The organism is Pseudonocardia sp., from assembly GCF_025465255.1.
In the GTDB taxonomy this organism is placed as follows: Bacteria; Actinomycetota; Actinomycetes; order Mycobacteriales; family Pseudonocardiaceae; genus Pseudonocardia.
Genome location: NZ_JAODNI010000127.1, coordinates 26229 through 40242 on the forward strand (window position 1 = coordinate 26229; position 14014 = coordinate 40242).

The following is a 14014-nucleotide window of genomic DNA, read 5'->3' on the forward strand; positions in this document are numbered from 1 at the left end:
TGGTCAGACGGCGTCGGCGCCCCGTTCCCCCGTGCGGACCCGCACGATCGTGTCCACCGGGGTGACCCAGATCTTGCCGTCGCCGATCTTCCCGGTCCGGGCGGACCCGACGATGGCGTCGACGACCTTGTCCGCCAGCACGTCGTCCGTCACGATCTCCAGCCGCACCTTCGGGATCAGGTCCACGGCGTACTCCGCGCCGCGGTAGACCTCCGTGTGGCCCTTCTGTCGGCCGTAGCCCTGCACCTCGCTGACGGTCATCCCGAGCACAGCGAGCTGATCGAGCGCGTTCCGGATGTCCTCCAGCGTGAACGGCTTGACGATGGCGGTGATCAGCTTCACGGCTCGGCCTCCTCGTGGGCAGCCGCGGCGACGGGACCGCCGGTCGGGGGCCTGCCGGCGGCACCGGGGACGCCGCCGCCACCCAGGGTCGAGTAGTCGTAACCGGTCTCGGCGTGCTCGGACTCGTCGACGCCGGTGACCTCTTCCTCGTCGTCGACCCGGAACCCGATCGTCTTCTTGACGATCGTCCCCAGGACGAACGCCAGGATGAACGAGTAGAGGAGCACGGCGCCCGCGGCGAGCGCCTGGCGGCCGAGCTGGACCAGTCCGCCGCCGTAGAAGAGCCCGTTGTCCCCGAGCGCGGCCGAGTTGACGGCGTTGTCCCCGAAGAAGCCGATGAGCAGGGTGCCGATGAGTCCGCCGACCAGGTGGACGCCGACGACGTCGAGCGAGTCGTCGAAGCCGAACCGGTACTTGATGCTCACGGCCAGAGCGCAGACCGCGCCGGAGATCAGCCCGATCGCGAGCGCGCCCATCGGCGCGACGTACCCGCAGGCCGGGGTGATCGCGACGAGCCCGGCCACGGCACCGGACGCCGCACCGAGCGTCGTGGGTTTGCCGTCGCGCAGCTGTTCGACGATCAGCCAGCCGAGCACGGCGGTACAGGTGGCGAGGGTGGTGTTGGTGAACGCCGTCCCGGCGAGGTCGCTCGCGCTCAGCGCGGACCCGGCGTTGAAGCCGTACCAGCCGAACCACAGCAGACTGGCCCCGAGCAGCACGAACGGCAGGCTGTGCGGGCGCATCCGCTCCCGCGGCCAGCCCCGGCGCCTGCCCAGGACGAGGGCCAGGGCGAGGCCCGCGGCGCCCGCGTTGATGTGGACGGCGGTGCCACCGGCGAAGTCCTCGGCCTTCAGGGTGTTGGCGATCCAGCCGCCGGAGTTGTCCGGGCCGGTGAAGCCGTTGAACGCGAAGACCCAGTGCGCGACCGGGAAGTAGCACAGACTCACCCAACCGACGACGAACGCCGTCCAGCCCCAGAACTTGGTGCGGTCCGCGATCGCGCCCGAGATCAGGGCGGGGGTGATCACGGCGAACATCAGCTGGAACATGACGAACGCCGTGGCCGGCAGCGCGTCCGGCCCGGGCCAGGGCGTGTCCGTGGTGCCGACACCGACGAGGTGGCCGACCGTGTTCGCCAGGCCGGCGAACTGGCCACCGCCGACGAGGCCGCCGAACGCGTCGTCCCCGAATGCCCAGCTGTAGCCGTACAACGCCCACAGCACACCGACGACAGCCAGGCAGATGAAATTCATCATCAGCATGTTCAGAACGCTCTTGCTACGGACCATTCCGCCGTAGAAGAACGCCAGTCCCGGCGTCATCAGCATGACGAGTGCGGCGCTCGCCAGCACCCAGGCGGTGTCCCCTGCGTTGACCACTCTGCCTCCCGCTCCGAGCCCGAACGGCCTCGGAGCGAAATGTTCTGCGCGCAATGTTTCCGGCGCGGGCCGTTCACCGTTTCCGCACGGTGAACGGCCCTCGCATTCGTGATTCTGATGCTGATTCCGGACGATTCGCCAGGGAGATCGTCGATCTCGGAATGCTTCCAGAAATGACGAGCGATGCGCAACCTCCCGAAAGGAGAGGCCGATCTCAGGCGACGGTGGCGTCGACCGTCACATCGATGTTGCCGCGGGTGGCGTCGGAGTACGGGCACACCTGATGGGCCGCCTCGGCGAGCTCGTCCGCCGTGGCCTGGTCCACGCCGCTGAGCTCGACGTGCAGGGCGACGGTGAGGCCGAACCCGCCGGCGTCGTTCGGGCCGATGCCGACCTCGGCGGAGACGGCCGAGTCCGAGATCTCCACCTTCTGGTTCTTCGCGACGAGCTTGAGTGCGGAGTGGAAGCATGCGGAGTAGCCCGCGGCGAAGAGCTGCTCCGGGTTGGTGGCCCCGCCGGCTCCGCCCATCTCCTTCGGGGCCGCGAGGTCGAAGTCCAGCAGGCCGTCGGAGGAGCGGACGTGGCCGTTGCGAGCGTCCCCGCTGGACATGGCGGCGGCGGTGTAGAGGACCTTCATGATGCACTCCCTGACGAGGTAGAACGTTCGGTCTTGCTGTGGGTCCGACCCTGTCACGGCTCGCGCCGAGATGCAAGACCGAACGTTCTCTCTGCTACCGTGACGACATGTCCACGCCTGCCGCGCCACGCGTCTCGGAGGCCCGGGAGCGCCTCCTGCGCACCGCGTCCGCGCTGTTCTACGGCGAGGGGATCCGCGCCGTCGGCGTCGACCGGGTGATCGCGGAGGCCGGGGTCACCCGGGCGACGTTCTACCGGCACTTCCCGAGCAAGGACGACCTCGTCGTCGCCTACCTGCGCAGCGTGGACGAGGCGGTGCGGGCGGTCGCCGGGCCGCGGGCCGGCACGCCGCCCGAGGCCGCCGCGCAGCTCCGCGCGATCGTCGACGCGATGGCGGAGACGTTGTGCAGCAGAGGTTTTCGGGGCTGCTCGTTCATCAACGCCGCGGCGGAGTTCCCGGACCCGCGCAGCCCCGTGCACCGCGCGGTCGCCGAGCATCGCCGCTGGCTCGCGGATCTGTTCACCGCGGACCTGGCCGCGGCCGGCCACCCGGACCCCGAGGGCGCCGCCGCGCACCTGATGATGCTGCGGGACGGGGCGATGGTCGCGGGCTACCTCGCCGATCCGCAACGGGCGCGGGTGACCCTGACCAGGGGCGTCGCGTCGATCCTGGCCGAGGCGGCCTGACTCCGGCGTAGGGCTCAGGGGCGGTCAGCCGGCTCCCAGCGTGGCGCGGGCGCCGTCGACGCCCTCCGTCGCGATCACCCCGCGGATGGCCTTCTTGTCGTACTTGCCGACGCTGGTCTTGGGGACCTCGGGGACGAAGAGGAACGTGTCCGGGACCCAGAACTTGAGGAAGCCCTCCGCGAGCAGGTGCTCCTGCAGTTCCTCGGTGGTCAGCGACGCGTCCGAGGGCACGACGCAGGCGAGTGGTCGTTCGAGCCACCTCTCGTCCTCGACGCCGACGACCGTCGCCTCCGCGACCTTCGGATGGAGCATCAGCGCGTTCTCCAGGTCGATCGTGGAGATCCACTCGCCGCCGGACTTGATCAGGTCCTTGCTGCGGTCCTTGAGCAGGACGTAGCCCTCGGGGTCGATGCAGCCGACGTCGCCGGTGCGCAGCCAGCCGTCGACGATCGAGTCCGCGGTGCGCTCGTCCCGGTAGTACTCGCTGGCGGTGAACGGGGAGCGGACGTGGAAGTCCCCGATGCTCACCCCGTCCCAGGGCAGCTCGTCGCCGGACGGCGGGTCGACGACCTTGATCTGCAGCAGCGGGATCGGCAGGCCCTGGGTCTGGCGCAGCGTGTAGATCTCGTCCTCGGTCCGGTCCGCCAGCGTCGACTTCAGCGCGAAGAAGCAGATCTGCGGGGAGTTCTCGGTCATGCCGTAGCCCTGCATGACTTCGCACGCGTACTCGTCGTTGAACCACTTCATCACGGCCTTCGACGGCGCCTGCCCGCCCAGCCAGAGCGTGTCCAGCGAGGACAGGTCCCGCGGCCGGTCGCTCGCGCGGACGGCGTCGCGGATCATCGTGCCGATGGTGACGGCGGCGTTCATCCCCGTGACGCCGAGGTCCTCGATGATGTCGACGTAGTCGCCCGGCATGGGGTGCGCGCCCGGCAGGACGAGCGTCGCGCCCTGCAGGAGCGCCGTGTGCGGGATGTTCCAGCCGTTGCAGTGGAACATGGGCGCGACCTCGAGCCAGATCTGGCGTTCCGCCATGTTCAGCTTGTCGTGCATGGCCAGGCACATGGCCTGCAGCACCATGGCGCGGTGGGAGTAGACGACGCCCTTCGGGTCGCCCGTCGTCGCGCTGGTGAAGCACATGGCCGACGCGGTCTTCTCGTCGAACTCCGCGAACTGGGCGTTCTCGTCGCCGCCGGCGAGCAGTTCCTCGTAGGAGTGGACGGGGACCGTGAGCCGGTGCTCCGGGACGGCGTCGGCCAGCACGATCACGGCCTCGACGGTCGGGAGGCCCAGGTCCAGGAGCTCCGCGACGAGGTCGAGCTGGTCGACGTCGACGATCAGGAACCGGTCCTCGGCCTTGTCGATCGTGAACTTCTGCTGCGCGGGGGAGAGGCGGAGGTTGATCGTGTGCAGGACCGCCTGGATGCCGGGGACCCCGAAGTAGGTCTCGAGGTGGCGGTAGTGGTTCCACGCCAGGGTGCCGATCCGGTCGCCCGGGGCGACGCCGAGCGTGGTGAGGGCGTCGCCGAGGCGCCGCGTGCGCTTGCCGAAGTCCCGGTAGGTGTAGCGGTGGTACTCGCCGGGGCCCACCCTGGTGACGATCTGCTTGTCGGCGAAGAGCCGCTCGGTCCGCCACAGCAACGAGTGCAGCAGCAGCTGGCTGTCGAACATCAGTCCTTGCATCGACCCTCCACGGTGAGAGCGGCGTCACGGCAAGGGTAGAACGCAGCTAGCTGCCCGTGCGGGGTGAGTGAGGCGAGAGCGTGCCAGGCTGGGCCCATGGATCGCGACGCGAACGGCCCGGAGGACGACTCGGACCAGCTGGAACCCGAGGACACGCTGGACGACCGGGGTTCGGACGACGTGCTGGACGAGGGCTACTCGCCGCCCGAGCGCCCCTGGAACGCCTCGGAGCACGAGGACCTCGACGAGCGCCTGTCCGAGGAGCTGCCGGAGTACGGCGCTGCCGACTCCGGGGGCGACGGCCTCGGGGACACCTCGGACACCGATGGCGAGCTCTCCGACGACCAGGTCGGCGACGTCCGCGCCGGCCGCCTGGTCGACTCGGACGGGGGCGGCGCCGAGGACACGGACGCGGACTCCTGGGCGCGGGACGTCGGCGTCGACGGCGCCGGGGCGTCGTCGGAGGAGGCCGCCGTCCACGTGGTGGGCGACGAGGACTGACCGTGAGGCCGGCTCAGCCGGGCCGGCCTTCGGGCGTGTCGTGTGCGGCGGTGACCGCGAGCATCGCGGTCAGCTGGTCGATCAACCACCCGACGAGCTCCGCCCGCGGCACGGCCCGCTCCTGCAGCCAGCTGAGCAGCGCGCCCTCGGTGAGGGCCACCCAGCCGCGCAGCGTCATCAGGTGCAGCGGCGCGGGGTCCTCGAGCCCGCTCCGCTCGACGAGCAGCGCGACGATGTGCCGGCGCACCGCGTCGACCAGCGCGTCGGTCTCCCCGGTCGCGATCACCGATCCGCTGCGCAGCAGGGCCACGTAGGCCCGGGCGTGCCGTTCGACGGTGTCGAGGAACGCGTCGAGCGCGTCGCGCAGCTGCTCGGTGGGGAGGACGTCCGAGCCGCTGCCGGGCAGCGAGATCCGGTCGATCAGCTCGTCGACGATCGTGGACAGCGCCGCGACGTGCAACGCCGGCAGGTTCGGGAAGTACCGGTAGAACAGCGCGCGCGAGACGTCCGCGGCCCGGCTGACGTCGTCGACCGTCACCTGCTCCGGAGGCATCCGGGCGTAGAGCTCCAGCGCCGTCGCTACGAGGTGGTCGCGGCGGCGCTCGGGGCTCATCCGGCGCGCCGGCCGGGCGTCGTTCACAGGTCCAGCACCAGGCGGTCGCCCTCCGCCCTCGCCACGCACAGCGCCATCGAACCCGGCGCGGCGGTGTCCCGCTCGGTGCGCCCCGCCAGCAGCCGGACGTGGCACGTCCCGCAGAAGCCCTGCCGGCACGAGTAGGGGACGGCCGGCAGCACGGTCTGCACGGCGTCCAGCGCGGACCGGTCCGCCGGGACGTCGACCGTGCGTCCCGTCCGGGCCAGCTCCACGGTGAACGCCCGGCCGCCGCGCACCGGCGGCGGGGAGAAGCGTTCGGAGTGCAGCCGATGCCCGGCCGGGACGGCCCGGCGCACCGCGTCGATCATGGGCGGCGGGCCGCAGCAGTAGACCGCCGAGCCTCGCGGGAGCGCGGCGAGCTGCTCCGCGACGAGAGCTGCGACGGGCGGTGGCCCGCCGTGCTCGTCGTCCGGGCGGAGGAGGACGTGGGCCGGGTCGAGCGCGGCGGACAGGGGCAGCGACGCCCGGTCCCGGCCGGTGTGCACGAGCCGCCACGGCACCCCGGCGGCCGCAGCCGCCCGCGCCATCGGCGCGAGCGGGGTGATCCCGATGCCTCCGGCCAGGAACAGGTAGCCGGGCGCGGCGGCGAGGGGGAAGGCGTTGCGCGGCCCGCGGGCGGTGATCTCCGTGCCGGGTGCCAGCCCGTGGACCTCGGCCGAGCCGGTCGCGAGGCGGCGCACCGCGATCCGGTAGCTCGCGCGATCGTCCGGGTCCCCGCACAGCGAGTACTGGCGCAGGAGTCCCGACGGCAGTACCAGGTCCAGATGCGCGCCGGGCCGCCACGCGGGAAGGTCCGCGCCGTCCGGGCGCGCGAGCGTCAGCCCGGCGACGTCCGGTGCCTCCGCCCGGACGGCGGTGACCGTCAGCCGGAGGTCCCGGTCCACCGGCTGCGCCGGCCGCCGGCGCCGCCCGCTGCGCAGGGCGATCCGCAGCGCGGCGCTGCCGATGACCTCGGCGAGGCGGTCCTCCTTCACACCGCTCCGGCCGATCCGTCCGCCGCCCGTGCCGCGGGGGAGGACGCCAGGTAGGCGACCGCGGCGTCGGTCGAGCCGTGGCGCGACGGGTGGTAGTCCGGCCGCAGGTAGGCGACCACGCACCGCAGCATCGTCCCGAGCGGCGGGCACAGCCCGAGCCGCGCGGCCCGGGCGAGGTCCCGCCACCGGGCGCGTCTCGGTTCCGGGTCCCGCGACAGCAGGAACGCGACGCCGTGGGCCCAGAGCCGAACGAGCATCGGCGCCGCGATCGCGAGGTTCCGCACCCGGCGGAGGTAGCGGCCGTCGAGGTGCACGTAGAGGTCGTGCGCGACGCTGCGGTGCTCCACCTCCTCGGCGCCGTGCCAGCGCAGCAGGTCCAGCATCGTCGGGTCCGCGTGCGCCCGGTCCAGCTCGCTCGCCTCGAGCACCCACTGCCCGAGGAACGCCGTGAGGTGCTCGATCGCCGCGACCAGCGCGACCCGCTCCACCAGCCACTCCTGGGCCGCGAGACCGTCGAGCCCCCGGTCGCCGAGCGCCTCGCGGAACACCCACTCGATCCTGCCGACGTACGGGCCGGTGTCGATGCCGGCCGTCGCGAGGTGGTCCAGCACCCCTTGGTGCGACACCGCGTGCATCGCCTCCTGCCCGATGAACCCGCGCACGTCCTCAGCCAGCTGCGGGTCCCTGACCAGCGGCAACGCATCGGAGAAGAGCCGGACGAACCACCGCTCGCCCTCCGGCAGCAGCAGGTGCAGCACGTCGAGCAGGTGGGTGGCGAAGGGCTCGCCGGGGATCCAGTGCAGCGGCAGCGCGGACCAGTCGAAGGCGACGTCCCGGGCGTGCAGCGCGATCCGGTCGGGGTCCTGGTTCATCGGGGACCGATCTCCCGCTTCGCGAACTCCCGGAGCAGCCCGGGGGTCAGCCGGGAGGCCAGCAGGCCGAGGTGGGCCTCGGGCGTCACCGGGACCAGCGGGCTGTCGTGCTCGACGGCGCGCACGATCCGTTCCGCCACGCGCTCCGGGGTGTAGTTGCGCTTCGCGTAGAGCGCGGTCGTGGCGCCCTGCCGTCGCTTCTCGGTCTCGGCGTCGGTCCCGACGAACCGGGTGGTCACGGTGATGTTGGTGTGCACGAAGCCGGGACAGATCGCGCTGACCCCGATTCCCTCGCCCGCCAGCTCGGCGCGCAGGCACTCCGTCAGGGTGAGGACCGCGGACTTCGTGGTCGCGTACGCGGCGAGCGTGCGCTGCGGGAGGTAGGCGGCGGCCGAGGCGACGTTGACGACGTGCCCGCCCTCGCCGTGCTCGCGCAGCTGCGCGGCGAAGAGCCGGCTGCCGTGGATGACGCCCCACAGGTTGACGTCGATGATCCGCTGCCAGTCCTCCGGCGTGGTGTCCGCGAACGAGCCGGCCATGCCGATGCCCGCGTTGTTCACCACCACGTCCGGCACCCCGTGCTCGGCGGCGACGCGCTTGGCGAACGCCGCCATCGCCGCTCCGTCGGAGACGTCGACCGGGTGGGCGGATGCCCGCGCGCCCGCCGCCCGGACGAGCCGAACGGTCTCGTCTGCGGTCGCCCCGTCGCGGTCCGCGACGACGATCTCCGCGCCGCGTCGGGCGAAGGACAGCGCGGTGGCCCGGCCGATCCCGCTGCCGGCCCCGGTCACGACGACGAGCCGGTCCGCCCAGCGGTCCCGGGCCCGCGCCTTCGTGAGCGCGGGGCTCGTCGGGCCCCCCGCCACGCTCGTCATCAGCTCGCGGACACAGCGGGCGATCACGTCCGGCCGGGTCCGCGGCACCCAGTGCCCGCCCGGGATGCGCCGCACCGCGAGGTCGTCGACGTACTCGTCGATCTCGGCCTGCAGCGGGGTGGTGACGTAGGCATCCCGGGTGGGTGCGAGCACCTGCACCGGGACGCTCGTCCGCCGGGCCTCGGCTTTCGCCAGGCGCGCGCCGAAGTTCGCGCGGTAGAGCTCGAGTCCGCGCACCGCGTCCGAGGTCGACGGGCGGGGCACGCCCTCGCGCGCCGCGATCACCCTCCCGAACAGCCCGGAGCGCCACGCGAGCACCGGCAGCACGGGGAGCTGGAACAGCACCGTGTACCAGGACGCGGCCGCCTGCCGGAGCCGGTCGCCGAGGCGCCCGCGGCGGAACCAGCGCGCAGCATGGTCGAGACACGGCCCGGAGATCGACGTGTACGACGCGACCCGGCCGGCCAGCCGTTCACCCGTCACCGCGTGCCAGGTCTGGATCGCGCCCCAGTCGTGCGCGAGCAGGTGCACCGGCCGGTCCGGGCTGACGGCGTCGATCACCCGGGCCAGGTCGTCCGCGAGCTGGTCGAGCGCGTAGCCCGCCCGGGTCGCGGGCGCCCCCGACGCGCCCGCGCCCCGGACGTCGTAGGTGACGACGTGGACGTCCGCGCCCAGCGCGGCCACCACCCCGTCCCAGACCGTGTGGTCGTCCGGGTACCCGTGTATCGCGACGAGGGTCTGCCCTGCGGCCCGATCCCCGTGCTCCTGGACGGCCAGCCGCAGGCCGTCGGAGGTCGCCACCTCGCTGTGAGACATGGTGTCATCGTAGAAACCGTGTCAACAAGGCCCGGTTGATCGCCCGCGTTCGGCACTTTCGTCCACCAGGTCCGACCGAAGGTGCCGTTCGTGCGATCGCCGGCGGTCACCTGGTGCGGCGGTCCTTGAGGCGCTGCAGCTTGCCGACCGAGCGCTCCAGCGAGTCCGGCTCCACGACCTCGCATGTCACGGACACGCCGATGCCGTCCTTGACCGCCTTGACGAGCTCGGCCGCCGCGGCCTCCCGGCGTTCGGGGGTGGTGTCCTCGCGCGCCTCGACCCGTACCGCGAGGGCGTCCATCCGGCCCTCGGTGGTCAGCTCGAGCTGGAAGTGCGGGGCGAACCCCGCCGTACGCAGGACGATCTCCTCGATCTGGGTCGGGAAGAGGTTGACCCCGCGCAGGATGATCATGTCGTCGCTGCGGCCGGTGATCTTGGCCATCCGGCGCATCGAGGGGCGCGCGGTGCCGGGCAGCAACGTCGTCAGGTCGCGGGTGCGGTACCGGATGATCGGCAACGCCTCCTTGGTCAGCGACGTGAAGAGGAGCTCGCCCTCCTCGCCGTCCGGCAGGGGAGTGCCGTCGAGGGGGTCCACGACCTCGGGCAGGAAGTGGTCCTCCCAGATGTGCAGGCCGTCCTTGGTCTCCACGCACTCCTGCGAGACACCCGGGCCCATGACCTCGGACAACCCGTAGATGTCGACGGCGTGGATGTTCATCCGCTCCTCGATCTCGGAGCGCATCTGCTCGGTCCACGGCTCGGCGCCGAAGATGCCGACCTTCAGCGACGTCGCCCGCGGGTCGATGCCCTGGCGCGCGAACTCGTCGAGCAGGGTCAGCATGTAGCTCGGGGTGAGCATGATGACGTCCGGCTCGAAGTCGGAGATGAGCTGGACCTGCCGCGGGGTCATGCCGCCGGACACCGGGATCACCGTCGCGCCGAGCTTCTCGATGCCGTAGTGCGCGCCGAGGCCGCCGGTGAACAGGCCGTAGCCGTAGGCATTGTGGATCTTCTGGCCCGGGCGGCCGCCGGCGGCGCGGATGGAGCGGGCGATGAGCCCGGCCCAGTCGTCGATGTCCTTCGCGGTGTAGCCCACGACGGTCGGCTTGCCGGTGGTGCCGGACGACGCGTGGACGCGACGGACCTGCTCCTGCGGCACGGCGAACATGCCGAACGGGTAGTTGTCCCGCAGGTCCTTCTTGCTCGTCGTCGGGAACCTGGCGATGTCCGCGAGCTCGCGGCAGTCGTCCGGGTGCACGCCGTGGGCGTCGAAGGCGCGGCGGTAGTGCGGGACGTTCGCGTAGGCGTGCCGCAGCGTCCACTGCAGACGCGAGAGCTGCAGGGCGCGCAGCTCGTCGGCGGACATGCGCTCGGCCGGGTCGAGCGTCTCCGGCGCCGGGGCGTCGCCGAGCCGGCGGGCGGGGGCCGTGGTGGTCACTTCGCCGCCTCCTTCTGCGCCGACTCCTGCTTGGCCACGAGGGTCAGCACGTCGTAGCGGGCGACGGACTCGCCGTTCTGGCGGGTGACGTCGGCGTCCCAGCGGACCTCGCCGTAGCCGGCGGACTCGCGCGGGGTGAGCTGCTTGCAGGTCAGCGTCACGGTGAGCTCGTCGCCGAACTTGACGGGGGTGAGGAACCGCAGGTTGTCGACGCCGAAGTTGGCCAGCACCGGCCCGGGCGCGGGGTCGACGAACAACCCGGCGGCGAAGGAGACTATCAGGTAGCCGTGGGCGACGCGCTCGCCGAACAGCGGGTTCGCGGCGGCCGCCTCGGCGTCCATGTGGGCGTAGAAGGTGTCGCCGGTGAACTCGGCGAAGTGCTCGACGTCCTCCTGGGTGACCGTGCGCGGGCCCGCGACGAGGGTGTCTCCGGGCTTGAGCTCCTCGAGGTGCTTGCGGAAGGGGTGTACGTCGGTCTCGTGGCGCTCGGCTCCGGTGACCCAGCGGCCGGTGATCGCGGCAAGGGTGTCCGGGTCGGCCTGGATCGCGGTGCGCTGCATGTGGTGCAGGACGCCGCGGATGCCGCCCATCTCCTCGCCGCCGCCGGCGCGGCCGGGACCACCGTGGACGAGCTGCGGCATCGGGGAACCGTGCCCGGTGGACTCCTCGGCGTCGCGAACGTTGAGCACGAGCAGCCGCCCGTGCCAGGGGGCGACACCGAGGACGACCTCGCGGGCGAAGGCGGTGTCGGCGGTGACGATCGAACCGGCGAGGCTGCCCTGGCCGCGGGCGGCGTAGTCGATCAGCTGCGCGGTGGAGCTGTACGGGAGGATGGTCGAGACGGGGCCGAAGGCCTCGACCTCGTGCGGCTCGGCCCGCTCCGGGTCCCCGACCAGCAGCAACGGCGAGACGAACGCGCCGCGGTCCGGGTCGGCGTCGAGGACGTCGACCTTGTCCGGGTCGCCGAACACGATGCGCCCGGCGTCGGCGAGGGCCTTCACGCTGCGGCGTACCTCCTCGCGCTGGTCCAGGCTGGCCAGCGCGCCCATTCGGACTCCTTCGCTGGCCGGGTTGCCGACGGTGACCTTGGCGAGCTTCGCCGAAACGGCCTCGACGACGGCGTCGACGTGCTGTTCGGGAACGAAGGCGCGGCGGATGGCCGTGCACTTCTGCCCGGCCTTGACCGTCATCTCGGCGACCAGGCCCTTGACGAAGAGGTCGAACTCGTCGGTGCCGGGGGTGGCGTCCGGGCCGAGCGCGGAGAGGTTGAGCGAGTCCGCCTCGGCGGTGAACCGCACGGCGTTGCGGACGATCGCGGGGTGCGTGCGCAGGGTCTGCGCGGTGGAGGCGGAGCCGGTGAAGGAGACGAGGTCCTGGCCGGTGAGGTGGTCGAACAGGTCCCCGACGCCGCCGGCGACGAACTGCAGCGCGCCCGCGGGCAGCAGGCCGGAGCCGACGATCAGCTCGACGAGCTTCGCGGTGAGGAACGCGGTGGGGCTGGCGGGCTTGACCAGGCTCGGGACGCCGGCGAGGAACGCGGGCGCGAGCTTCTCCAGCGGCCCCCAGACGGGGAAGTTGAACGCGTTGACCTGAACGGCGACGCCGTGCAGCGGGGTCGCGATGTGCTGGCCGAGGAAGGTGCCGCCGCGGCCGAGGGGCTCCACGTCGCCGTCGACGTAGACGGTGGCGTTGGGCAGCTCGCGCTTCGCCTTGCTCGCGTAGGCCAGCAGCACGCCGATGCCGCCGTCGACGTCGAACTTCGAGTCCCCGAGGGTGGCGCCGGTGCGCGCGGAGACGGCGTAGAGCTCCTCGCGGTGTTCGCGGAGATGGCCGGCGAGCGCCTTGAGGAGGGCGGCGCGCTGGTGGAAGGTCAGCTCGCGCAGCGCGGGCCCGCCGGTGGTACGGCCGAAGTCCAGCGCGGCGCCGAAGTCGAGGCCGTCCGACGAGATCCGGGCGACCTCCTCGCCGGTCACCGCGTCGAACAGCGGCCGCCCCTCGGCGGTGGGGGTGTGCCAGTCACCGAGGACGTGGCTCCGGAGTGGGGCGGTCATGTGCTCTCCTCGTCGTCGGGGAAGGTCTGACCCCGCTCGTGCGGCGGGACGGCGCACGCCGGACGGCATCCTCCCGGACCCGCGGCGAACGATCGTTCGGTTGTCGGGGAGGCTAGCATGACGCCGTGCAGACGAACAGTGGTGCAGGCACCGAAGCCGGCTCGAAGGACGTCGACCCCGCGGTCCTGGTGGCCGTGGACGAGCAGGACCCGGCCGTCGCGATCGTGACGCTGAACCGGCCGGCCAAGCGCAACGCGTTGACCGTCGAGCTCAAGGAAGCCCTGGTGGAGGCCCTGGAGCGGGTCGCGGCGGACACGAGAGTGCGGGCGGTCGTGCTGGCGGGGTCGGGGAAGTCGTTCTGCGTCGGGCAGGATCTCGGCGAGCACGCGAAGGCGTTGGAGGCGGACGCCGCCACGTCGTTCGACACGGTGGAGAAGCACTACAACCCGATCGTTCGGGCACTGGCGACGATGCCGAAGCCCGTGGTCGCCGCGATCAACGGTGGCGCTGTGGGCGCGGGGCTCGGGTTCGCCCTCGCATGCGACCTGCGCGTCGCCGCGGACACCGCGAGCTTCGCGACGGCGTTCGCGGCGATCGGGCTGACGGCGGACTCGGGCCTCTCGGCCAGCCTCGTGCACTCCCTCGGTGCCGCCCGGGCCACCGAGCTGCTGCTCCTGGGGGAGTCCTTCGACGCGGCCCAGGCGAAGGCGTCGGGCCTGGTCAGGGCGGTCGTCCCGGTGGAGGCGGTGCTGGAGACCGCGCTGGAGCTGGCCCGCAGGCTGGCGGCCGGCCCCACGCTGGCGTACGCCGAGATCAAGAAGGCGGTCGCGCTCGGCGCGGTGTCGTCGCTGGACACGGTGCTCGAGGCCGAGGGTGCGGCGCAGGCCCGGCTGGGCGTCACGAAGGACCACCGGGTCGCGGTCGAGGCGTTCCTGGCCAAGCAGCGGCCGGCCTTCGAGGGCGCGTGACCCGCCGGTCGCGAGGGAGGGGCACGATGTGGACGTGATCGGACACGAGTCGTTCGGGGGCGGCGCACCCCGGGACGACGCGCGCCGTCCGGCGCGACGCGCGTGGTCGACGGCGCGCGTGGCGTCACTCCGCGCGC

At 72.4% G+C, this 14014-nt stretch carries 13 protein-coding genes; 3 read left to right on the forward strand and 10 right to left on the reverse strand.

Annotated elements, in window-relative coordinates; all coding sequences use genetic code 11:
- Window positions 1-3: 3 nt before the first annotated feature.
- The 3 genes from JWP64_RS15800 to JWP64_RS15810 all read right to left on the reverse strand — a co-directional run bounded on the left by JWP64_RS15800 (window position 4) and on the right by JWP64_RS15810 (window position 2361).
- On the reverse strand, window positions 4-342 hold the full coding sequence (locus JWP64_RS15800) for a P-II family nitrogen regulator (RefSeq protein ID WP_297497214.1): 339 nt from the start codon (window positions 340-342) through the stop codon (window positions 4-6).
- A complete protein-coding gene (locus tag JWP64_RS15805; protein WP_297497217.1) occupies window positions 339-1721 on the reverse strand; it encodes an ammonium transporter in 1383 nt (460 codons plus the stop codon). The genes JWP64_RS15800 and JWP64_RS15805 overlap by 4 nt, the downstream gene beginning before the upstream one ends.
- Window positions 1722-1935: 214 nt before the next feature.
- Entirely contained in the window at window positions 1936-2361 is a 426-nt protein-coding gene (locus JWP64_RS15810; protein ID WP_297497257.1) for an organic hydroperoxide resistance protein, read from the reverse strand.
- A 104-nt stretch (window positions 2362-2465) separates the two neighbouring features.
- Here JWP64_RS15810 and JWP64_RS15815 point away from each other — a divergent pair, with 104 nt between their 5' ends.
- Window positions 2466-3044, forward strand: a complete 579-nt coding sequence (locus JWP64_RS15815) for a TetR/AcrR family transcriptional regulator (RefSeq protein WP_297497220.1) — start codon at window positions 2466-2468, stop codon at window positions 3042-3044.
- A 24-nt stretch (window positions 3045-3068) separates the two neighbouring features.
- Here the strand turns inward: JWP64_RS15815 and JWP64_RS15820 are convergent, their stop codons facing one another.
- Entirely contained in the window at window positions 3069-4727 is a 1659-nt protein-coding gene (locus JWP64_RS15820; protein WP_297497223.1) for a long-chain fatty acid--CoA ligase, read from the reverse strand.
- 96 nt (window positions 4728-4823) lie between these two features.
- Between JWP64_RS15820 and JWP64_RS15825 the strand changes: the two genes are divergently transcribed.
- The gene (locus JWP64_RS15825) at window positions 4824-5228 is read left to right on the forward strand and encodes a DUF5709 domain-containing protein (protein ID WP_297497226.1); all 405 of its coding nucleotides are present in this window, start codon (window positions 4824-4826) and stop codon (window positions 5226-5228) included.
- Window positions 5229-5241: 13 nt separating this feature from the next.
- Here the strand turns inward: JWP64_RS15825 and JWP64_RS15830 are convergent, their stop codons facing one another.
- From JWP64_RS15830 to paaZ, 6 genes are all read right to left on the reverse strand, one after another.
- Window positions 5242-5868 (reverse strand): TetR/AcrR family transcriptional regulator, encoded by a 627-nt coding sequence (locus tag JWP64_RS15830; protein WP_366890032.1) that lies wholly within the window; start codon window positions 5866-5868, stop codon window positions 5242-5244.
- Complete coding sequence (locus tag JWP64_RS15835; protein WP_297497229.1) at window positions 5865-6857, reverse strand: PDR/VanB family oxidoreductase; 993 nt, start codon at window positions 6855-6857, stop codon at window positions 5865-5867. Before JWP64_RS15835 ends, JWP64_RS15830 begins: the two co-directional genes overlap by 4 nt.
- Complete coding sequence (locus JWP64_RS15840) at window positions 6854-7729, reverse strand: metal-dependent hydrolase (protein ID WP_297497232.1); 876 nt, start codon at window positions 7727-7729, stop codon at window positions 6854-6856. Before JWP64_RS15840 ends, JWP64_RS15835 begins: the two co-directional genes overlap by 4 nt.
- Entirely contained in the window at window positions 7726-9420 is a 1695-nt protein-coding gene (locus tag JWP64_RS15845) for an SDR family oxidoreductase (protein ID WP_297497235.1), read from the reverse strand. The genes JWP64_RS15840 and JWP64_RS15845 overlap by 4 nt, the downstream gene beginning before the upstream one ends.
- A 106-nt stretch (window positions 9421-9526) precedes the next feature.
- Window positions 9527-10786: a phenylacetate--CoA ligase PaaK gene (gene paaK / locus JWP64_RS15850; protein WP_297497262.1), complete on the reverse strand. Its 1260-nt coding sequence runs from the start codon at window positions 10784-10786 to the stop codon at window positions 9527-9529.
- Between the two features lie 68 nt (window positions 10787-10854).
- A complete protein-coding gene (gene paaZ, locus JWP64_RS15855; protein ID WP_297497238.1) occupies window positions 10855-12909 on the reverse strand; it encodes a phenylacetic acid degradation bifunctional protein PaaZ in 2055 nt (684 codons plus the stop codon).
- A gap of 125 nt (window positions 12910-13034) precedes the next feature.
- Here paaZ and JWP64_RS15860 point away from each other — a divergent pair, with 125 nt between their 5' ends.
- The gene (locus tag JWP64_RS15860; RefSeq protein ID WP_297497241.1) at window positions 13035-13877 is read left to right on the forward strand and encodes an enoyl-CoA hydratase-related protein; all 843 of its coding nucleotides are present in this window, start codon (window positions 13035-13037) and stop codon (window positions 13875-13877) included.
- The last annotated feature ends 137 nt before the right edge of the window (window positions 13878-14014 follow it).